Annotated in this window: 22 protein-coding genes; 15 read left to right on the top strand and 7 right to left on the bottom strand. The window is 57.8% G+C overall.

What is annotated here, in order from left to right; all coding sequences use genetic code 11:
- Positions 1-133 precede the first annotated feature (133 nt).
- The 4 genes from dinI to mdtH all read right to left on the bottom strand — a co-directional run bounded on the left by dinI (position 134) and on the right by mdtH (position 3,515).
- Entirely contained in the window at positions 134-379 is a 246-nt protein-coding gene (dinI, locus tag OWK27_RS16235; protein WP_176610640.1) for a DNA damage-inducible protein I, read from the bottom strand.
- Between the two features lie 74 nt (positions 380-453).
- On the bottom strand, positions 454-1,500 hold the full coding sequence (pyrC, locus tag OWK27_RS16240) for a dihydroorotase (protein ID WP_148421761.1): 1,047 nt from the start codon (positions 1,498-1,500) through the stop codon (positions 454-456).
- Between the two features lie 126 nt (positions 1,501-1,626).
- Positions 1,627-2,187 (bottom strand): lipoprotein, encoded by a 561-nt coding sequence (locus OWK27_RS16245; protein ID WP_017384739.1) that lies wholly within the window; start codon positions 2,185-2,187, stop codon positions 1,627-1,629.
- A 119-nt stretch (positions 2,188-2,306) separates the two neighbouring features.
- Positions 2,307-3,515, bottom strand: a complete 1,209-nt coding sequence (mdtH, locus tag OWK27_RS16250; protein ID WP_148421760.1) for a multidrug efflux MFS transporter MdtH — start codon at positions 3,513-3,515, stop codon at positions 2,307-2,309.
- 236 nt (positions 3,516-3,751) lie between these two features.
- Between mdtH and rimJ the strand changes: the two genes are divergently transcribed.
- The 4 genes from rimJ to murJ all read left to right on the top strand — a co-directional run bounded on the left by rimJ (position 3,752) and on the right by murJ (position 7,565).
- Entirely contained in the window at positions 3,752-4,336 is a 585-nt protein-coding gene (gene rimJ, locus OWK27_RS16255; protein WP_047353553.1) for a ribosomal protein S5-alanine N-acetyltransferase, read from the top strand.
- 9 nt (positions 4,337-4,345) lie between these two features.
- Positions 4,346-4,993: a YceH family protein gene (locus tag OWK27_RS16260; RefSeq protein ID WP_267590773.1), complete on the top strand. Its 648-nt coding sequence runs from the start codon at positions 4,346-4,348 to the stop codon at positions 4,991-4,993.
- 2 nt (positions 4,994-4,995) lie between these two features.
- Positions 4,996-5,919 (top strand): Gfo/Idh/MocA family protein, encoded by a 924-nt coding sequence (locus OWK27_RS16265; protein ID WP_148421758.1) that lies wholly within the window; start codon positions 4,996-4,998, stop codon positions 5,917-5,919.
- Positions 5,920-6,029: 110 nt separating this feature from the next.
- Positions 6,030-7,565 (top strand): murein biosynthesis integral membrane protein MurJ, encoded by a 1,536-nt coding sequence (murJ, locus tag OWK27_RS16270; RefSeq protein ID WP_267590774.1) that lies wholly within the window; start codon positions 6,030-6,032, stop codon positions 7,563-7,565.
- A 59-nt stretch (positions 7,566-7,624) separates the two neighbouring features.
- On the opposite strand, the gene flgN is transcribed toward murJ, so the two are convergent.
- The 3 genes from flgN to flgA all read right to left on the bottom strand — a co-directional run bounded on the left by flgN (position 7,625) and on the right by flgA (position 9,101).
- Entirely contained in the window at positions 7,625-8,050 is a 426-nt protein-coding gene (gene flgN, locus OWK27_RS16275; RefSeq protein WP_176610636.1) for a flagella biosynthesis chaperone FlgN, read from the bottom strand.
- Positions 8,051-8,054: 4 nt separating this feature from the next.
- The gene (flgM, locus tag OWK27_RS16280; RefSeq protein ID WP_148421755.1) at positions 8,055-8,348 is read right to left on the bottom strand and encodes a flagellar biosynthesis anti-sigma factor FlgM; all 294 of its coding nucleotides are present in this window, start codon (positions 8,346-8,348) and stop codon (positions 8,055-8,057) included.
- A 93-nt stretch (positions 8,349-8,441) separates the two neighbouring features.
- A complete protein-coding gene (gene flgA / locus OWK27_RS16285; RefSeq protein WP_148421754.1) occupies positions 8,442-9,101 on the bottom strand; it encodes a flagellar basal body P-ring formation chaperone FlgA in 660 nt (219 codons plus the stop codon).
- Between the two features lie 157 nt (positions 9,102-9,258).
- Between flgA and flgB the strand changes: the two genes are divergently transcribed.
- The 11 genes from flgB to flgL all read left to right on the top strand — a co-directional run bounded on the left by flgB (position 9,259) and on the right by flgL (position 19,117).
- Positions 9,259-9,675 carry a flagellar basal body rod protein FlgB gene (gene flgB, locus OWK27_RS16290; protein ID WP_148421753.1) on the top strand — a complete coding sequence of 139 codons (417 nt, stop codon included), beginning with the start codon at positions 9,259-9,261 and terminating at the stop codon, positions 9,673-9,675.
- Between the two features lie 3 nt (positions 9,676-9,678).
- Positions 9,679-10,083 (top strand): flagellar basal body rod protein FlgC, encoded by a 405-nt coding sequence (flgC, locus tag OWK27_RS16295; RefSeq protein WP_148421752.1) that lies wholly within the window; start codon positions 9,679-9,681, stop codon positions 10,081-10,083.
- An 11-nt stretch (positions 10,084-10,094) separates the two neighbouring features.
- Positions 10,095-10,805: a flagellar hook assembly protein FlgD gene (gene flgD, locus OWK27_RS16300; protein ID WP_148421751.1), complete on the top strand. Its 711-nt coding sequence runs from the start codon at positions 10,095-10,097 to the stop codon at positions 10,803-10,805.
- A gap of 26 nt (positions 10,806-10,831) precedes the next feature.
- Entirely contained in the window at positions 10,832-12,040 is a 1,209-nt protein-coding gene (gene flgE, locus OWK27_RS16305) for a flagellar hook protein FlgE (protein WP_148421750.1), read from the top strand.
- A gap of 20 nt (positions 12,041-12,060) precedes the next feature.
- Positions 12,061-12,816, top strand: a complete 756-nt coding sequence (locus tag OWK27_RS16310; RefSeq protein WP_148421749.1) for a flagellar basal body rod protein FlgF — start codon at positions 12,061-12,063, stop codon at positions 12,814-12,816.
- A gap of 11 nt (positions 12,817-12,827) precedes the next feature.
- Complete coding sequence (gene flgG, locus OWK27_RS16315) at positions 12,828-13,610, top strand: flagellar basal-body rod protein FlgG (protein ID WP_000625853.1); 783 nt, start codon at positions 12,828-12,830, stop codon at positions 13,608-13,610.
- A 57-nt stretch (positions 13,611-13,667) separates the two neighbouring features.
- Positions 13,668-14,366: a flagellar basal body L-ring protein FlgH gene (gene flgH, locus OWK27_RS16320; RefSeq protein WP_003857987.1), complete on the top strand. Its 699-nt coding sequence runs from the start codon at positions 13,668-13,670 to the stop codon at positions 14,364-14,366.
- A 12-nt stretch (positions 14,367-14,378) separates the two neighbouring features.
- Positions 14,379-15,476 (top strand): flagellar basal body P-ring protein FlgI, encoded by a 1,098-nt coding sequence (locus tag OWK27_RS16325; protein WP_148421748.1) that lies wholly within the window; start codon positions 14,379-14,381, stop codon positions 15,474-15,476.
- Positions 15,477-16,430 carry a flagellar assembly peptidoglycan hydrolase FlgJ gene (gene flgJ, locus OWK27_RS16330; RefSeq protein ID WP_148421747.1) on the top strand — a complete coding sequence of 318 codons (954 nt, stop codon included), beginning with the start codon at positions 15,477-15,479 and terminating at the stop codon, positions 16,428-16,430.
- A 75-nt stretch (positions 16,431-16,505) separates the two neighbouring features.
- Complete coding sequence (flgK, locus tag OWK27_RS16335) at positions 16,506-18,149, top strand: flagellar hook-associated protein FlgK (protein ID WP_267590775.1); 1,644 nt, start codon at positions 16,506-16,508, stop codon at positions 18,147-18,149.
- Between the two features lie 14 nt (positions 18,150-18,163).
- Entirely contained in the window at positions 18,164-19,117 is a 954-nt protein-coding gene (flgL, locus tag OWK27_RS16340; protein ID WP_267590776.1) for a flagellar hook-associated protein FlgL, read from the top strand.
- Positions 19,118-19,176: the final 59 nt, after the last annotated feature.

Genomic DNA, 19,176 nt, shown 5'->3' on the forward strand with positions numbered 1-19,176 from the left:
GATTGTTCGAACAATAAAACGCCATCTTGTTCACGATTTTCTAAGAAGATGCTGAAATATTTTGAACTTTCGGGAAGCGAAACGAAAAAAAGCCGGGGCGACCCGGCAAAAAAACGCAATGAGGGAGCAAATTTTAATCCGTGATGAACCAGTCGTCGGCGCTTTCCCAGGTTTCCTGCAAAATTTCGCTGATGCGTTCTTTGTCTTCTTTCGCTCCGCCGATGACGGAGAGATGGTTTGCCGTTGCATAACGTACCGTTACGGCGCCACCGTTTTCAGGAAATGTGCTGTTAATACGTCGGGATAACTCACCCGCCAGGGCGTCAAGCGCGCCAGCAGGCAGAACGTTGGTTTTGGCAATCGTGACTTCAATACGCATAAATGCCCCCTGTGTAATGTACTGTGTATTTATACAGTTATCTAGGCGGTTTGACAACAGGGGGCGTGGTTTTTTTAGCGTTTGACCGACCAGCTTACGGTTTCACCTGCCAGGAATGGGATCAGCGTATCATCGGTGAGTGCGATAGATTCTTCGACCTGGCTTTCCTTACGCTCCAGTTCAATGAAGCTGTCATTGACCGGCAGCCCATAGAAGCGCGGGCCGTTGAGGGAGCAGAACGCTTCAAAATGCGCTAACGCATTCATCTCTTCAAACACGGTTGCGTAGCTTGCGAGCGCGGTTGGCGCGTTGAAGCAACCCGCACAGCCGCAGCTTGCCTCTTTACGATGGCGGGCGTGCGGGGCGGAGTCGGTGCCCAGGAAGGCGCGGGAGAAGCCGCTGGCGACCAGCTCACGCAGCGCCTGCTGGTGGATATTACGCTTGAGGATCGGCAGGCAGTACAGGTGTGGACGCACGCCGCCCACCAGCATGTGGTTACGGTTAAACATCAGGTGCTGAGGGGTGATGGTGGCAGCGATCAGCTCGTTACCGTCGCGGACGTACTCCGCGGCATCTTTCGTCGTGATGTGCTCAAACACCACCTTCAGTGCCGGAAGACGCTGGCGCAGCGGCTCCATCACCGTTTCGATAAAACGCGCTTCGCGATCGAAAATGTCAATTTCTGCGTGAGTCACTTCCCCGTGCACCAGCAGCGGCATTCCCAGCTTTTGCATACGCTCCAGCACGGGCATGATGGCGTCGATGCTGGTCACCCCGTGGCTGGAGTTGGTGGTGGCATTGGCGGGGTAGAGCTTAGCGGCGGTGAACACGCCTTCGTTAAAGCCGCGCTCGACTTCATTCGGATCCAGAGAGTCCGTCAGGTAGCAGGTCATCAGCGGGGTGAAATCGTGTCCGGCCGGAACGGCGTCAAGGATGCGCTGGCGGTAGGCGACAGCGGCATCGACGGTAGTGACTGGCGGAACCAGGTTGGGCATTACAATCGCGCGGCCATAGATTTCGCTGGTATAAGGCACGACGGTTTTCAGCATATCGCCATCGCGCAGATGGATATGCCAGTCGTCAGGGCGGCGGATTTTGAGAACCTGGGATTGTACAGTCATGGAAGCTCCGGCTTGAAAGGGATCAGTCATAAGATGGCTGTTTTTGCCGGACACAAATCATAAGCGTAAACGTTTTCGTTTGCACACTTTTCCGTAAAAAAAAGGGCGCCTGAGCGCCCTGTGCGGTTAGTCGGTGAACGGTATGATAATCTCTCCCGGTTTCACCTCTATCCCTTTGGCATATTTTTTCGCCAGCGATTCGCCTTTGCTCTTGTCTTCGCTCAGGACATAGGCAGGCTGCTGGTTAAAGTAGTTCTGCAATGACTGGTTAAGGTAAGGCATCAGCGTTTGCAGCACCGGTTTCATTTTCTCCGGCGTCACAACCGCATCGACGATTTCCATCTCCTGCAGGAAAATCGCCCCTTTCTCTTTATTGAAGACCGGCAGCGCCTTGAGCTTCAGTTTAATATCTGCTTTCTGATTGCCGAAGAGCGAGGTCATGTCCAGGCTGGCATCGCCGGAAAGGGTAACCTTGTTTGGCTCTTCGCGCCCGATCTGGCTGGCGAGATTCGTCAGGACGATATGCGCATCCGCAAGGCCGGGCACGCCGATATCTTTTGAAAAGTTATTATGTTTTTCCAGCGCCTGATTAATTTCCTGCTCACTGACGGTGTACTGCGTAAGCTGGTTACATCCCACCAGCAGCCCGCTGACAATTAACGCAGCGGCAATAACGATCTTTTTCATGGCGTTCCTCAACATAAAATCGGCGCATCTGTCCTGATACGCCAGTATGTCAGGGTGATCCCGCAGAAACCAGCAGAAAAAACCGATAGTGAAGGGCGCAGAACACTCCCCGCGGAAGGTCAGGCGCCAGGCTCCAGCATGCCGCGCGTGCTGCGTTTATCGCTGAACTGCCACCAGAGGGCAACGAGCGTCATAAAGCCGACCATGCCGAGCATTACCCACGGCAGCTCCGGCTGATGGAGCGCTTTTCCGGCATCGAACAGCCAGCCGCCACCGGTGTAGCCCAGCGCACCGCCAAGGGCCAGTCCGAGGCGGCTGAACCCCATATAGCTGCCGCGGGCACGGGCGTCGGCAAGTGACGCGCTCAGCGTTTCACGCGCCGGCTCGGCAATGATGGAGCCGATGTAGAACGTGCAGATCAGCATAAACAGCTGCTGAAGCGAGCTCACCAGACCGATGGGCATCATGCTCAGCGTCATCAGCAAAAGCCCGGCCATCAGGCGGTGCTCGAGCCGGAAACGACGCTCGCTCCAGCGGGCAATCGGGTAAAGCAGGGTCAGAGACAGGCAGGCCTCAATGGCATACATCCATTTCACCGCCGCCGGCGTGCCTGCAATATCATTAACCATAATCGGCAGCATCAGCATGACCTGCACGGCGAGCATATAGTAGCCGGTGAGCGTCAGAACATACGTCACGAAGCGTTTATCGCTCAGCACGCGGTCAAGCCCTTCACGCACCGGCGCTTTGACCGTCGACAGCTTCCACGCCGGAAGATACAGGCCGTTAAACAGGGCGCAGAGCATAAATAAGACCGCACCGGTGGCGCAGACCAGGCGGAAATCGTATTGCAGCAGCCAGCTTCCCAGCAGAGCGCCCACGACAGCGCCCGCGCTGTCCTGCATCATCAAGATTGAGAAGAACCTTCCCCGGTGCTGCGGACGAATGAGCTTGACCACCAGCGCGGTACGCGGTGGATCGAAAAGGGTGCCGCCAATCCCGGAAAGGAAGCAGGAGAACCACAGCAGCCACGGCTCATGGGCGATAGCCATGGTGGCAAAGCCCGCCGCGCGTAACAGCATGCCGGTGACAATCATCGGTTTTGCGCCAAAGCGATCGGCAATGGCGCCGCCGAACACGCCCAGTCCCTGCTGAACAAACTGGCGCAAGCCCAAGGCAATACCGACCATCAGCGCCGCCCAGCCCATTTGATCGACAAAGCGGATCGATATCAGCGGAAAAACGACAAAAAAGCCGAGCACGACCAGCATGTTATCGACGAGCAGGAAATATTTACCCAGGCTCCTGGCCTGTGATACGCGGGACATTTTCCCTCCAGGGAAAATAAAAGGTGAGCACGCTAACATTCTGCGGTGTCGCTGGGATTTTTCCCATACCTGAAGGCGACAATATTTTTTTATCAAAAAGGTGCTTTGATAGAGAGTTCTCATCGAAAAATGCAAAAAGCGATAAAAATGGTATGTCACTGTTTTCACAGAAGGCACGGGCGCAGGTATAGTAAAGCTAACAGGCAGAGCAGAAGCGACGGGAAGGAGTGGTATCGATGTTTGGCTATCGCAGTAATGTGCCGAAAGTGCGTCTGACAACGGACAGGCTGGTCGTTCGTCTGGTGCATGAGCGTGATGCCTGGCGTCTGGCGGATTATTACGCCGAGAATCGCCAGTTTTTAAAACCCTGGGAACCCGTTCGGGACGAGAGCCACTGCTACCCCTCCGGCTGGCAGGCGCGCCTCAGCATGATTGCGGAATTTCATAAGCAGGGAAGTGCGTTTTACTTCGCGCTTCTCGATCCGGAAGAGAAAGAGATCGTTGGTATCGCCAATTTTTCAAACGTGGTGCGCGGATCGTTTCATGCCTGCTACCTCGGATACTCCATTGGCCAGAAATGGCAGGGGCAGGGGCTTATGTTTGAGGCGCTGACGGCGGCGATTCGCTATATGCAGCGTACGCAACATATTCATCGCATCATGGCGAACTACATGCCGCACAACAAGCGCAGCGGCGATCTGCTGGCCCGCCTGGGGTTTGAAAAAGAGGGCTATGCCAAAGATTATCTGCTGATTGACGGCGAGTGGCGGGACCATGTTCTTACCGCGCTCACCACGCAGGACTGGACCGCGGGTCGTTAAGGAGAAAAAATGAAATATCGTTTAAATGGCACCGAAGCGCGCGTGATCGGCTGCCTGCTGGAAAAACAGGTCACGACGCCGGAACAGTATCCCCTTTCCGTCAATGCCGTTACGATGGCCTGCAATCAAAAGACGAACCGTGATCCGGTTATGAACCTCGCCGAACACGAGGTGCAGGACACGCTCGACGAGCTGGTGAAACGCCATTATCTGCGCACCGTCAGCGGCTTCGGTAATCGCGTCACCAAGTACGAACAGCGCTTCTGCAATTCTGAATTTGGCGATCTAAAATTCAGCGCCGCAGAAGTGGCGGCGATCGCCACGCTGCTGCTGCGCGGGGCGCAGACGCCGGGCGAGCTGCGCACTCGCGCCTCCCGCATGCATGAGTTTCGTGATATGCAGGAGGTTGAACAGACGCTGGACGGGCTGGCTTCCCGTGACGACGGCCCTTACGTGGTGCGCCTGGCCCGCGAGCCGGGCAAGCGTGAAAGCCGCTATATGCATCTTTTCAGCGGCGACGTGGACACCTCCGCGCTGGCCGTTGGAGCCAGCACGCCTGCGGCAGACAGCCTGGCTGCCCGCGTGGAAGCGCTGGAGGACGAGGTTGCCGGGCTGAAGCAGCGTCTGGATGCTTTACTCGCTCATCTGGGAGATTAATCGTGACGACATTACGCATTGGTGTTGTGGGGCTGGGCGGGATTGCGCAAAAAGCCTGGCTGCCGGTTTTAGGCGCAGCGTCGGACTGGACGCTGCAGGGGGCGTGGTCGCCCACTCGCGAAAAGGCAGAGCGTATCTGCGAAACCTGGCGCATCCCTTATGCGGGTTCGCTGCAGGATTTGGCCCGAGAATGCGATGCGGTATTTGTACATACTTCAACCGCGACGCATTACCAGGTCGTGAGCGAGCTGCTGAACGCGGGCGTGCACGTCTGCGTGGATAAGCCGCTGGCGGAAAACGTGCAGGATGCTGAAAGGCTGATAGATCTGGCCGCGCGTAAAAACCTGACGCTTATGGTCGGTTTCAACCGCCGCTTCGCGCCTCTCTACCAGCAGCTTAAGGCGCAGTCCGGGTCCTTTGCCTCGCTGCGAATGGACAAGCACCGTACCGACAGCGTTGGCCCAAACGATCTGCGCTTCACGCTGCTGGATGACTATCTGCACGTGGTGGACACGGCGCTGTGGCTGAGCAACGGCAATGCGCAGCTGCAAAGCGGCACGTTGCTCACCAACGAGCAGGGAGAGATGGTTTACGCCGAACATCATTTTGCCGTTGAGCATTTGCAGGTTACGACCAGCATGCACCGCCGTGCGGGCAGCCAGCGCGAGTCCGTGCAGGCCGTAACGGATGGCGCGCTGTATGACGTAACCGATATGCGAGAGTGGCGGGAAGAGAAGGGCAAGGGCGTGGTCACGTTACCCGTACCCGGCTGGCAGAGCACGCTGGAGCAGCGGGGCTTCGTCGGCTGCGCGCGTCACTTCATCACCTGCGTGCAAAATCAGACGGTTCCTGAAACGTCCGGAGAGCAGGCGATTCTGGCGCAACGCATCGTAGAACGACTCTGGCGCGAAGCGATGTCGGAATAACCCGCTGTAACATCTGCCGATAGTAATTCGTTTAAATCGCGGTAGACTAAGCGCTTCTTCAACGCCTGCTTTGCAGGCGTTTTGCCGTATGGTTGTGGAACTTCACGTTAATGAACTTATTAAAATCGCTGGCGGCCGTCAGCTCGATGACCATGTTTTCTCGCGTGCTTGGCTTTGCGCGCGACGCCATTGTGGCCAGGGTTTTTGGCGCAGGAATGGCGACTGACGCCTTTTTCGTCGCGTTTAAGCTGCCGAACCTGCTGCGCCGCATCTTTGCCGAAGGGGCGTTCTCGCAGGCGTTTGTCCCGATCCTCGCGGAATATAAAAGCAAGCAGGGTGAAGATGCCACCCGCGTGTTTGTTGCCTACGTCTCCGGCCTGCTGACGCTGGCGCTGGCGATCGTTACCGTGCTGGGGATGCTGGCCGCCCCCTGGGTGATCATGGTGACGGCGCCGGGTTTTGCCGACACGGCGGATAAGTTTGCCCTGACCACGCAGCTGCTGCGTATCACGTTTCCCTATATTCTGCTGATTTCGCTGGCGTCGCTGGTGGGGGCGATCCTGAATACCTGGAACCGCTTCTCCGTTCCGGCGTTTGCCCCCACGTTCCTTAACGTCAGCATGATCGGCTTTGCCCTGTTTGCCGCGCCGCATTTTAACCCGCCGGTGCTGGCGCTGGCCTGGGCCGTGACCGTCGGCGGCGTGCTGCAGCTTGCTTACCAGCTTCCGCACCTGAAAAAGATTGGCATGCTGGTCCTGCCGCGCATTAATTTCAAAGATGCCGGCGCAATGCGGGTTATCAAACAGATGGGGCCGGCGATACTCGGGGTGTCCGTCAGCCAGATCTCGCTCATCATCAATACCATCTTTGCCTCTTTCCTGGTGTCGGGCTCGGTCTCCTGGATGTATTACGCTGACCGTCTGATGGAGTTTCCGTCCGGCGTGCTGGGCGTGGCGCTGGGGACCATTCTGCTGCCGTCGCTGTCGAAAAGTTTTGCCAGCGGCAATCACGATGAATATTGCCGCCTGATGGACTGGGGTCTGCGTCTCTGTTTCCTGCTGGCGTTGCCCAGCGCGGTGGCGCTGGGGATCCTGGCGAAACCGCTGACGGTATCGCTGTTCCAGTACGGGAAATTCACCGCCTTTGATGCGGCCATGACGCAGCGGGCGCTTATCGCCTACTCGGTGGGCTTAATGGGGCTGATTGTGGTTAAGGTGCTGGCGCCGGGCTTTTACTCCCGTCAGGACATCAAAACGCCGGTTAAGATTGCCATTGTGACGCTGATTATGACGCAGCTGATGAACCTGACGTTTATCGGTCCCCTGAAGCATGCGGGTTTGTCATTGTCGATTGGCCTGGCAGCCTGCCTGAACGCCGGGCTGCTGTACTGGCAGCTGCGCAAGCAGGATATCTTTACGCCGCAGCCTGGCTGGGCACGTTTTCTGCTGCGTCTGGTGATCGCGGTACTGGTGATGGCGGCAGCGCTGGCTGGCATGCTGTACGTGATGCCCGACTGGGCGCAGGGCACCATGCCTTACCGTCTGATGCGCCTGATGGCCGTGGTGGCCGTGGGCGTGGTGGCCTACTTTGCCACGCTGGCGGTGCTCGGCTTCAAGGTAAAAGAGTTTACCCGCCGCACGGTATAAACGACAAAAGGGGAGTTCACCGGACGGTGCTCCCCGCTTCATGACCTGCCGCTATCGCGTCAAATCGAAATCTTTTTCCCGCCCGTAATACGTGCCGTGGCTGCCTGGCCATCCGCACCGTACAGCCCTGGCTCTTTATGGGGCTTTAACACCTCAAGCGCCTGCTGGTTCCGGATAATCTGACCTTCCAGCAGCCAGCCGTTGTGCTGGTTGAGATCGCGCAGATGCTGGGTTTTTTCTGTAATGGTCTGCCAGCGTTCATTCATCTCGTCATTGGCGCTGCGTTTCTGATCCTGCTCAGCGCGACGCTGTTTTTCGAGATAATCCAGCGTCGCCAGAAGCGAGCTTTTGTCTTCAGTAATGCGTTGCAACGCGCTGCCGTTGATTTGACCAGAAGAGAGGTGCTGCTGTTCTGCGTCCATCACGGTTTTCAGATCGTTCAGGACCACCGTCATCTGATCCAGTATTTCTGACAGTCGACTCATACGATTAGTTACTCTGCAGGAAACTCTGGGCGTCCTGAATCAGCGCATCAGCAATTTTGCTGGTATCCATTTTCAGTTCACCGTTACGGATGGCCGTTTTCAGGGCCTCAACGCGTTCCATGTTGATATCGCTGCTGCCTGGCTGCATCAGCTTCGACTGGGCATCGCTCAGGGTGACGCTGGTGCTGTTAGCCGTCGAGGTTTTTTCCAGACGCGTTTTCTGCGCTGGCGTGTCATTCGTTTCGCGAGGTTGTACAGTGCTAACCGGCTTCAGGGCTGATGTACGATCAATGCTCATAGTGTTGTCCTCATCGAGGGTTCGCGGCGTTGGCGCCTGACATCATCATTTGTTGAATATTTATCGGCAGTCGCCGCGAAATCTTTAAAAAGATTACAGGTTAATCAGAATATTCCCATCAGGACCGACGGTGCCGCTGACCACCTGGCCTGAGGACATTCTGACCCGCGCGTTTTGCGCCACGGCGGCATTGTTCAGTGCCTTCCCCTCGCTGTTGATGCTAAAGCCCTCTCCGTTGGCAACCACCATCACCTGCTGACCGGCTTTTACCCGCCACGCCTGGCGCAGCATAGAGAGCTGTATCGCCTGTCCCGGCGCGACGTCGCGCAGGCTGACGGCCTCCTGCGCTTGGTTAATATCGAGCATGGTGCGTGGCGGAAGCTGATCCAGCCTGCCTCGCTTCAGCGTCACGCTCTCTGGCTGCAACAGGCTGCCTCTGGGAATGGGGACCGCGGCGACAACATAATTGCCCGTCGCCTGAACCGCAACCTGTAAATAGCGCTTTTCGTTGGCGCAGCGCGCCAGCACGTTCACGTTGCCCCAAAGCTTTGTGCTGCCGGTAACGCTGAACGACGGTGCCTCACAGGTTGGATAAAGATTGGATGGAGTACGCACCGTCACGCGAACGTCATCGCTAAAACCGGCCAGCTTCTGTGCAAAGAAGGCGTTGAGCTGTTCTTCTACGCCCCCAGCCTGCACGAGGGGGCTTACAAGCAGCAGGGTTGCCGCCAGGCCACGTTTTAAAGTCTGCATCGCATGTCCCACCATTTCCAGAATTAACCAAATTCTACCCGCAGCGGTTTTGCATCAACGCAACAAATAGCGACGCATTTTGCGCTTATTCCGTCGATAAGGGAGACGCCCTGAGATTTAAGCTGTGAACTGAAATTTTGCCATCAGCGGAGGAGACATGCTCGATAAACTCGACGCCGCGTTACGTTTTCAGCAGGAAGCGCTCAACTTACGCGCCCAGCGGCAGGAGATTTTAGCCGCCAATATCGCTAACGCGGATACCCCGGGGTATCAGGCGCGCGATATTGATTTTTCCAGTGAACTCAAAAAAGTGATGGAGCGTGGACGTGCCGAAGGAACGGGTGTCGCACTTGCCCTGACGTCTTCACGTCATATTCCCGCTCAGGCGATGACCGCGCCACCAACCGACCTGCTTTACCGTATTCCCGATCAGCCCTCGCTTGACGGTAACACCGTCGACATGGACCGGGAGCGTACACAGTTTGCCGATAACAGCCTGCAATACCAGACAGGCCTGACGCTGCTCGGCGGACAAATCAAAGGCATGATGACCGTCCTGCAGGGGGGCAACTAGTAAATGGCCTTGCTGAATATTTTTGATATCGCCGGTTCGGCGCTAACGGCGCAGTCCCAGCGGCTGAACGTGGCCGCCAGTAACCTTGCCAACGCCGACAGCGTAACCGGGCCGGACGGACAGCCGTACCGCGCGAAGCAGGTGGTCTTTCAGGTCAATGCCGCACCGGGTGCGGCAACGGGCGGCGTGAAGGTGGCGGAGGTGGTTGAAAGCCAGGCGCCTGACAAGCTGGTTTACGAGCCGGGCAACCCGCTCGCGGATGCCAGCGGTTACGTGAAAATGCCGAACGTGGATGTGGTCGGGGAGATGGTGAACTCCATGTCCGCATCCCGCAGCTACCAGGCAAACGTCGAAGTGCTTAATACCGTGAAGAGCATGATGCTCAAAACACTCACTCTCGGCCAGTAAAGGAGACACGCATGTCCATCGCCGTAAACGTGAATGACCCGACAAATACGGGCGTCAACAGCGCCAGAAGCGCCACCGGTTCCAGCTCCCTTACGGGGAGTAATGCCTCCGATTTACAGAGCAGCTTTTTGACCCTGCTGGTGGCGCAGCTGAAGAACCAGGACCCTACCAACCCGATGCAGAACAACGAACTGACCACGCAGCTTGCGCAGATCAGTACCGTCAGCGGCATCGAGAAGCTGAACACCACGCTCGGCTCTGTTTCCGGACAAATCGACAACAGCCAGTCCCTGCAGGCCGCCAACCTGATTGGCCACGGGGTGATGATCCCGGGCACCACTATTCTGGCTGGCACCAGCACCACCGATGGCACGTCCACTACCACCACCACGCCGTTTGGCGTTGAGTTGCAGCAGCCGGCAGACAAGGTCACCGCCACCATCAAAGACGCCAGCGGTAACGTGGTGCGCACGATTGAGATTGGCGAGCTGAAAGCGGGCGTCCATACCTTTACCTGGGACGGCAGCCTGACCGACGGTACCAAAGCGCCTAACGGATCGTATCAGGTGGCGATTAGCGCCAGCAGCGGTACCACCCAGCTGGTGGCTCAGCCGCTGCAGTTTGCGCTGGTTCAGGGCGTCATCCGGGGTAGCGACGGAAACAAACTGGATTTGGGTACCTCCGGTACCACCACGCTCGACGAAGTTCGGCAGATTATCTAAGCCTTAATACTTATCAGGAGTAAGTCATGGCCTTTTCTCAAGCGGTCAGCGGCCTGAATGCTGCGGCCACCAACCTGGACGTCATTGGCAACAACATCGCCAACTCCGCGACCTATGGTTTTAAATCCGGTACTGCGTCTTTCGCAGACATGTTTGCAGGCTCTAAGGTGGGCCTGGGCGTGAAGGTCGCGGGCATCACCCAGGACTTCACCGACGGCACGACCACCAACACCGGTCGCGGTCTGGACGTTGCCATCAGCCAGAACGGTTTCTTCCGCATGGTGGATGCTAACGGTTCCGTGTTCTACAGCCGTAACGGCCAGTTCAAGCTGGACGAAAACCGTAACCTGGTGAACATGCAGGGGCTTCAGTTAACCGGTTATCCGGTTGCGGGTACGCCGCCAACGGTGCAAACCGGTGCGAACCCGCAGGCGATTTCCATTCCAACGACGCTGATGGCGGCGAAATCCACCACCACGGCTTCTCAGCAGATCAACCTGAACTCCACCGATACCGCGCCAACCGTCGCCTTCGACCCGGCCAACCCTGACTCTTACAACAAGAAAGGCACCGTGACGGTGTTTGACAGCCAGGGTAATGCCCACAACATGAACCTGTTCTACGTTAAGAACGCAACGCCGGCCAACTCGTGGAAAGTCTTTTCCCAGGACGGCAGCGTGGCGGGCGGCGCGATAACGGAAGAGACCACGCTGACCTTTAACGAGAGCGGCGTGCTGACGGGCGGCGGAAACGTCAATATCACGACGGGTACCGTTCCGGGCGCAACGCCGGCCACGTTTGCCATGAGCTTCGCTAACTCCATGCAGCAAAACACCGGCGCGAACAACATCGTGGCGACTAACCAGAACGGCTACAAGCCGGGCGATCTGGTGAGCTACCAGATTAACGATGACGGCACCGTTGTGGGTAACTATTCAAACGAACAGACCCAGGTGCTGGGCCAGATCGTGCTGGCAAACTTCGCCAACAACGAAGGTCTGAAGTCCGAAGGAAATAACGTCTGGTCTGCCACCCAGTCCTCCGGCGTTGCCCTGCTGGGTACCGCGGGTTCCGGTAACTTCGGCACGCTGACCAACGGCGCGCTGGAAGCCTCCAACGTCGATCTGAGTAAAGAGCTGGTGAACATGATCGTCGCGCAACGTAACTACCAGTCCAATGCGCAGACCATCAAAACCCAGGATCAGATCCTCAACACGCTGGTTAACCTGCGTTAAGCAGCTGACGGGAAAGCGCAATGGATCACGCAATATATACAGCGATGGGCGCGGCAAGCCAGACGCTCAATCAGCAGGCTGTTACCGCCAGCAACCTGGCGAACGCCTCAACGCCTGGCTTTCGCGCCCAGCTTAACGCCCTGCGCGCGGTGCCGGTAGAAGGTCTGACGCTGCCGACGCGTACGCTGGTGACCGCCTCCACGCCGGGCGCCGACATGACGCCGGGCCAGATGGATTACACCGCGCGTCCGCTGGACGTTGCCCTTCAGCAGGACGGCTGGCTGGCGGTGCAGACGCCTGACGGCGGGGAAGGTTATACCCGCAACGGCAATATTCAGGTGAGCGCCACCGGACAGCTGACGATTCAGGGTCATCCGGTTATGGGCGAAGCGGGACCGCTGACGGTGCCTGAAGGGTCAGAGCTGACCATTGCGGCAGACGGGACGATCTCGGCGTTAAATCCGGGCGACCCGGCCAACACCGTTGCGCCCGTTGGTCGCCTCAAGCTGGTGAAAGCGGAAGGCAATGAAGTGCAGCGTGGCGATGACGGGATGTTCCGTCTGACCCAGGCGGCCCAGGCCGCCCGCGGTGCGACGTTACAGGCCGACCCGACCATCCGCGTGATGTCCGGCGTGCTGGAAGGCAGTAACGTCAAACCGGTAGAAGCCATGACCGACATGATCGCCAGCGCCCGCCGCTTTGAAATGCAGATGAAGATCATCAGCAGCGTCAATGAAAACGCGGGCAAGGCTAACCAACTTCTGGCTATCAGCTAACAGGACTCCTTATGATCAGTTCTTTATGGATCGCGAAAACCGGTCTGGACGCCCAGCAAACCAACATGGATGTCATTGCCAACAACCTGGCTAACGTCAGCACCAACGGTTTCAAGCGCCAGCGTGCGGTTTTCGAAGATTTGCTTTACCAAACGATTCGTCAGCCGGGGGCGCAGTCATCCGAGCAAACCACGCTGCCTTCCGGTCTGCAAATCGGTACCGGCGTGCGCCCGGTTGCCACCGAGCGTCTGCACAGCCAGGGTAACCTGTCCCAGACCAACAACAGTAAAGACGTTGCTATTAAAGGCCAGGGCTTCTTCCAGGTCCAGCTGCCGGACGGCACCTCTGCCTACACGCGCGATGGCTCCTTCCAGGTGGACCAGAACGGTCAGCTGGTGACGGCGGGCGGTTTCCAGGTTCAGCCTGCAATCACCATTCCGGCGAACGCCCTGAGCATTACCATTGGTCGCGACGGCATCGTGAGCGTGACTCAGCAGGGCCAGGCGGCACCGGTTCAGGTTGGCCAGCTCAACCTGACGACCTTCATGAACGATACCGGCCTCGAAAGCATCGGCGAGAACCTCTACACCGAAACGCAATCCTCCGGTACGCCAAATGAAAGTACTCCGGGCCTGAACGGTGCGGGGCTGCTGTACCAGGGGTATGTAGAAACCTCGAACGTCAACGTGGCGGAAGAGCTGGTGAATATGATCCAGGTTCAGCGCGCGTATGAAATTAACAGTAAAGCAGTGTCGACGACCGACCAGATGCTGCAAAAACTGACGCAACTCTAAGGCGTAGCCCGGTGCGGTAAACGCCGCACCGGCTCCCTGTTTTCGAAGATGAAGGCAATGCAAAAAAACGCGGCGTTTCGTTATCCGATACTGACAGTTCTGGCCGTCACCCTCAGCGGGTGTGCCTGGATCCCGTCTAAACCATTGGTACAGGGTGCGACTACCGCCCAACCCGTTCCCGGCCCCGCGCCGGTGGTGAACGGCTCCATTTTCCAGACCGCGCAGCCGATTAACTACGGCTATCAGCCGCTGTTTGAAGACCGTCGTCCGCGTAACGTTGGCGATACGCTGACCATTGTGCTGCAGGAAAACGTCAGCGCGAGCAAGAGCTCGTCGGCGAACGCCAGCCGCGACGGCAAAACCAATTTTGGCTTCGACACCGTGCCGCGCTATCTGCAGGGTCTGTTCGGCAACGCCCGTGCGGACGTGGAAGCCTCTGGCGGCAACACCTTTAACGGTAAAGGCGGGGCGAACGCCAGCAATACCTTCAGCGGCACGCTGACGGTAACGGTCGACCAGGTTCTGGTGAACGGCAACCTGCACGTGGTGGGTGAGAAACAGATCGCCATTAACCAGGGCACGGAATTCATTCGCTTCTCCGGTGTGGTTAACCCTCGCACCATCAGCGGCACCAACACCGTACCGTCCACCCAGGTGGCGGATGCGCGCATCGAATACGTCGGCAACGGCTATATCAACGAGGCGCAAAATATGGGCTGGCTGCAGCGCTTCTTCCTTAACCTATCGCCGATGTAAGCGAGGTGACCTATGTATAAATTTCTCTTCGCCGTGGCGCTGTCGCTGGCTGCAGCCGTTGCGCAGGCCGACCGCATTCGCGATCTCACCAGCGTGCAGGGCGTGCGTGAAAACTCCCTGATTGGCTATGGTCTGGTGGTGGGGCTTGACGGTACCGGTGACCAGACGACCCAGACGCCGTTCACCACCCAGAGCCTGAACAACATGCTCTCCCAGCTTGGTATTACCGTACCGGCCGGGACCAATATGCAGCTGAAAAACGTGGCGGCCGTGATGGTGACCGCGTCTTATCCGGCCTTTGCGCGCCAGGGCCAGACCATTGACGTGGTGGTCTCGTCTATGGGTAACGCCAAAAGCCTGCGCGGCGGCACGCTGCTGATGACCCCGCTGAAGGGCGTCGACAGCCAGGTGTACGCCCTGGCGCAGGGCAATATTCTGGTTGGCGGGGCAGGCGCGTCGGCGGGCGGCAGCAGCGTGCAGGTGAACCAGCTGAACGGTGGACGCATTACCAACGGCGCGATCATCGAACGCGAACTCCCGACCCAGTTCGGCACCGGCAACACCATTAACCTGCAGCTGAATACGGAAGACTTCACGATGGCGCAGCAGATCGCTGACACCATCAACCGCAGCCGCGGCTACGGCAGCGCCACCGCGCTGGATGCCCGCACCGTGCAGATCCGTACCTCTACAGGCAGCAGTAACCAGGTGCGAATGCTGGCCGATATCCAGAATATGGAAGTGAACGTGCCGCTTCAGGACGCGAAAGTGATCATCAACTCCCGTACCGGCTCGGTGGTCATGAACCGTGAAGTGACGCTGGACAGCTGTGCCGTCGCGCAGGGTAACCTCTCCGTGACGGTTAACCGTTCCGCCAACGTCAGCCAGCCCGATACGCCGTTCGGCGGCGGCCAGACCGTGGTGACGCCGCAAACGCAGATTGATTTACGTCAGAGCGGCGGTTCGCTGCAGAGCGTGCGCTCCAGCGCCAACCTGAACAGCGTGGTGCGTGCCCTGAACGCGCTGGGTGCAACGCCAATGGATCTGATGTCCATTCTGCAATCCATGCAAAGCGCAGGCTGTCTGCGCGCCAAACTGGAAATCATCTAAATGCTGACCGATAGCAAACTGTTGACCAGTGCCGCCTGGGATGCCCAGTCGCTCAACGAGCTGAAGACCAAAGCAGGCCAGGATCCGGCGGCGAATATCCGCCCGGTCGCCCGCCAGGTGGAAGGCATGTTCGTGCAGATGATGCTGAAAAGCATGCGTGAAACGCTGCCGAAAGACGGCATGTTCAGCAGCGACTCCACGCGGCTTTACACCAGCATGTACGATCAGCAGATTGCCCAGCAGATGACCGCCGGTAAGGGGCTCGGCCTGGCGGACATGATTGTTAAGCAGACCGCAGCGGCGCAGGGGCTTCCGCCAGAGGAGGCTCCACAGCAGGTGCCGCTGAAGTTCGATCTGGAAAAGGTGACCAGTTATCAGAATCAGGCGCTGACGCAGATGGTGCGTAAGGCGATGCCGAAGCCGGCAGAGGCGCGTGGCGAACCGCTTTCCGGAGACAGTAAAGACTTCCTGGCGCAGCTTTCGCTGCCCGCCCGTCTCGCCAGCGAGGAGAGCGGCGTGCCGCACCACCTGATCCTGGCGCAGGCGGCGCTGGAGTCCGGCTGGGGGCAGCGGCAAATCCGCAGGGAAAACGGCGAGCCGAGCTTTAACATCTTTGGCGTGAAGGCCTCCTCCAGCTGGAAGGGGCCGACCACGGAAATCACCACCACCGAATATGAAAACGGTACGGCAGTGAAGGTGAAGGCCAAATTCCGCGTCTACAGCTCGTATCTGGAAGCCTTGTCGGATTATGTCGGCCTGCTGAGCCGAAATCCGCGCTATACCGCCGTGACGCAAGCGGCCACGCCAGAGCAGGGCGCACAGGCGTTACAGAATGCCGGATACGCCACCGATCCTAACTATGCCCGCAAGCTGACCAGCATGATCCAGCAGCTGAAATCCATGTCCGAGAAGGTCAGCAAAGCCTATAGCGCCGATCTCGAAAATCTGTTCTGAAAGTTCTCAAGTCCCGGTGGAGGTTGCCGATAACCTTCATCAGGACTCGTGTCTGAACGTATAAAAGGAACCCCCATGTCCAGTCTGATTAACAGCGCCATGAGTGGCCTCAGTGCTGCCCAGTCGGCACTCAATACCGTCAGTAATAATATTTCAAGCTATAACGTGGCAGGTTATACCCGCCAGACTACCATCCTGGGGGCATCAAACAGCACCCTGACCGGCGGTGGCTGGGTGGGTAACGGAGTGTATGTCTCCGGTGTTCAGCGTGAATATGACGCCTTTATCACCAACCAGCTGCGCGCGGCGCAGAACCAGAGCAGCGGGCTGACCACGCGCTACCAGCAGATGTCAAAGATTGACGACGTGCTCTCGGATACCACCAACTCCGTTTCCAGCACTCTGCAGGATTTCTTCAAAAGCCTGCAAACCCTGGTGAGCAACGCCGAAGATCCGGCTGCCCGTCAGACGGTGCTGGGCAAGGCGGACGGGCTGGTAAACCAGTTCAAGGTTAACGATCAGTACCTCCGCGATCAGGATTCGCAGGTGAATACCGCGATTGCGACCAGCGTCGATCAGATCAACAACTACGCGCAGCAGATCGCCAACCTCAACGATCAGATTTCCCGTCTGACGGGCGTGGGGGCTGGCGCATCGCCAAACAACCTGCTCGATCAGCGCGATCAGCTGGTCAGCGAACTGAACAAGATTGTCGGCGTTGAGGTCTCTGTCCAGGACAGCGGTACCTATAACGTTTCGTTCGGCAACGGCTATAGCCTGGTTCAGGGCAGCAAGGCGAATCAGCTGGCAGCGGTAAGCTCCAGCGCAGACCCAACCCGCATCGCGGTGGCGTATGTTGATGAAGTCGCGGGCGCAATTGAAATTCCTGAAAAAGCGCTGAACACCGGATCGCTGGGCGGCCTGTTAACCTTCCGTTCGGAAGATCTGGATAAAGCGCGTAATACCCTGAACCAGCTGGCGCTGGCCTTTGCCGATGCGATGAATACCCAGCATGAAAAGGGCTTTGATGCCAACGGCGATCAGGGTAAAGCGCTGTTTAACATTGGCTCGCCGGCCGTGGTGAGCAACAGCAAAAACTCGTTGCCCGGCGCGAGCGTGACGGCGACCGTGGCGAAAAGCTCGGACGTGCAGGCGACCGATTACAGGCTCGAGTTTAACGGTACCGACTGGACGGTTACGCGTCTGGCAGACAAAACCTCCTTCAAGGCCACGCCGGATGCCAGCGGTAAGATGACCTTTGACGGCCTGACGGTGAACGTCTCCGGCACCGCCGCCACTAAAGACAGCTTTATCGTCAAGCCGGTCGTTAACAGCATCGTCAACATGAGCGTGGCTATCTCTGATGAATCCCAGCTGGCGATGGCGGAAGCCGCTGACGGCGGCGAGAGCGATAACCGTAACGGCAAGGCGCTGGTGGATCTGCAAAACAGCAAAGTCGTTGGCGGCAACAAAACCTTCAACGACGCCTATGCCGCGCTGGTCAGTACCGTAGGCAGCACTACGGCATCGCTGAAAACCAGCAGCCAGACGAAAGCCAACGTGGTGACGCAGTTAAGCAACCAGCAGCAGTCTATCTCCGGGGTTAACCTCGACGAAGAGTACGGCAACCTGCAGCGCTACCAGCAGTATTACCTGGCGAATGCTCAGGTTCTGCAAACGGCCAATACGCTTTTTGACGCGTTAATCAATATTCGCTAAAGACGAGGTGAAAAATGCGTATTAGCACCCAAATGATGTACGAACAGAACATGCGTGGCATCACCGATTCCCAGAGCCGCTGGTTAGGCTTTGGCGAGCAGATGTCCACCGGTAAGCGCGTAAACCGTCCGTCTGACGACCCGATTGCGGCATCCCAGGCGGTGGTACTTTCTCAGGCGCAGTCCCAGAATAGCCAGTTTGCCCTGGCGCGCACCTTTGCCACGCAGAAAGTGTCCCTCGAAGAGAGCGTTCTCGGCCAGGTTAATAGCGCGATTCAGTCGGCGCAGGAGAAAATCGTGTACGCCGGCAACGGTTCATTAAGCGATAGCGACCGGGCCTCGCTGGCGAACGACTTGCAGGGTATTCGCGATCAGCTGATGAACCTGGCAAACAGCACTGACGGTAACGGCCGCTATATCTTTGCCGGATACAAAACGGATAAAGCGCCGTTCGATCAGGCTAACGGCAATTACAGCGGCGGCGATATCGGGATTTCTCAGCAGGTTGATTCCGCTCGCACGATGCAGATCGGCCATACCGGCACTGAAGTCTTTGACACCTTTACCAGTAATGCCAAGCCGGAACCCGCAGGCAGCACGCAGGAAACGAACCTGTTCAAAATTCTCGATACGGCGATTGCCGCGCTGAAAGACCCAATCGAGGGTGATGCTGCAAAAGCCGAGGCCCTGACGCAAAGTATTGATAAAGCTAACCGCGGCCTCAGCAACTCGCTGGACAACATACTGACGGTGCGCGCTGACCTGGGCACCAAACTGAACGAGCTGGACAAGCTGGATGCGCTGGGTGACGAGCGCGCGCTGGGGCAGACTCAGCAGATGAGCGACCTGGTTGACGTGGACTGGAACGCTGCGATTTCCTCCTACACCATGCAGCAGGCGGCGCTGCAGGCCTCGTACAAGGCCTTTAGCGATATGCAGGGTATGTCTTTGTTCCAGCTTAACAGATAAGACTTTCGCCTTTTAGAACATGCCATGAAACTGGGTATGTTTTGACTGCCCAACCCGCA

The organism is Enterobacter cloacae complex sp. 2022EL-00788, assembly GCF_026627565.1.
In the GTDB taxonomy this organism is placed as follows: domain Bacteria; phylum Pseudomonadota; class Gammaproteobacteria; order Enterobacterales; family Enterobacteriaceae; genus Enterobacter; species Enterobacter pasteurii.

Excerpts from the sequence above, each read along its gene's own strand:
- rimJ (WP_047353553.1), top strand. The coding sequence starts at position 3,752 with ATGTTTGGCTATCGCAGTAATGTGCCGAAAGTGCGTCTGACAACGGAC.
- flgN (WP_176610636.1), bottom strand. The coding sequence starts at position 8,050 with ATGAGTCGACTGTCAGAAATACTGGATCAGATGACGGTGGTCCTGAAC.
- flgD (WP_148421751.1), top strand. The coding sequence starts at position 10,095 with ATGTCCATCGCCGTAAACGTGAATGACCCGACAAATACGGGCGTCAAC.
- flgA (WP_148421754.1), bottom strand. The coding sequence starts at position 9,101 with ATGCAGACTTTAAAACGTGGCCTGGCGGCAACCCTGCTGCTTGTAAGC.
- murJ (WP_267590774.1), top strand. The coding sequence starts at position 6,030 with ATGAACTTATTAAAATCGCTGGCGGCCGTCAGCTCGATGACCATGTTT.
- flgC (WP_148421752.1), top strand. The coding sequence starts at position 9,679 with ATGGCCTTGCTGAATATTTTTGATATCGCCGGTTCGGCGCTAACGGCG.
- flgG (WP_000625853.1), top strand. The coding sequence starts at position 12,828 with ATGATCAGTTCTTTATGGATCGCGAAAACCGGTCTGGACGCCCAGCAA.
- flgB (WP_148421753.1), top strand. The coding sequence starts at position 9,259 with ATGCTCGATAAACTCGACGCCGCGTTACGTTTTCAGCAGGAAGCGCTC.
- flgE (WP_148421750.1), top strand. The coding sequence starts at position 10,832 with ATGGCCTTTTCTCAAGCGGTCAGCGGCCTGAATGCTGCGGCCACCAAC.
- OWK27_RS16310 (WP_148421749.1), top strand. The coding sequence starts at position 12,061 with ATGGATCACGCAATATATACAGCGATGGGCGCGGCAAGCCAGACGCTC.
- OWK27_RS16260 (WP_267590773.1), top strand. The coding sequence starts at position 4,346 with ATGAAATATCGTTTAAATGGCACCGAAGCGCGCGTGATCGGCTGCCTG.
- flgM (WP_148421755.1), bottom strand. The coding sequence starts at position 8,348 with ATGAGCATTGATCGTACATCAGCCCTGAAGCCGGTTAGCACTGTACAA.
- flgL (WP_267590776.1), top strand. The coding sequence starts at position 18,164 with ATGCGTATTAGCACCCAAATGATGTACGAACAGAACATGCGTGGCATC.
- OWK27_RS16325 (WP_148421748.1), top strand. The coding sequence starts at position 14,379 with ATGTATAAATTTCTCTTCGCCGTGGCGCTGTCGCTGGCTGCAGCCGTT.
- flgJ (WP_148421747.1), top strand. The coding sequence starts at position 15,477 with ATGCTGACCGATAGCAAACTGTTGACCAGTGCCGCCTGGGATGCCCAG.
- pyrC (WP_148421761.1), bottom strand. The coding sequence starts at position 1,500 with ATGACTGTACAATCCCAGGTTCTCAAAATCCGCCGCCCTGACGACTGG.
- OWK27_RS16245 (WP_017384739.1), bottom strand. The coding sequence starts at position 2,187 with ATGAAAAAGATCGTTATTGCCGCTGCGTTAATTGTCAGCGGGCTGCTG.
- mdtH (WP_148421760.1), bottom strand. The coding sequence starts at position 3,515 with ATGTCCCGCGTATCACAGGCCAGGAGCCTGGGTAAATATTTCCTGCTC.
- flgK (WP_267590775.1), top strand. The coding sequence starts at position 16,506 with ATGTCCAGTCTGATTAACAGCGCCATGAGTGGCCTCAGTGCTGCCCAG.
- dinI (WP_176610640.1), bottom strand. The coding sequence starts at position 379 with ATGCGTATTGAAGTCACGATTGCCAAAACCAACGTTCTGCCTGCTGGC.
- flgH (WP_003857987.1), top strand. The coding sequence starts at position 13,668 with ATGCAAAAAAACGCGGCGTTTCGTTATCCGATACTGACAGTTCTGGCC.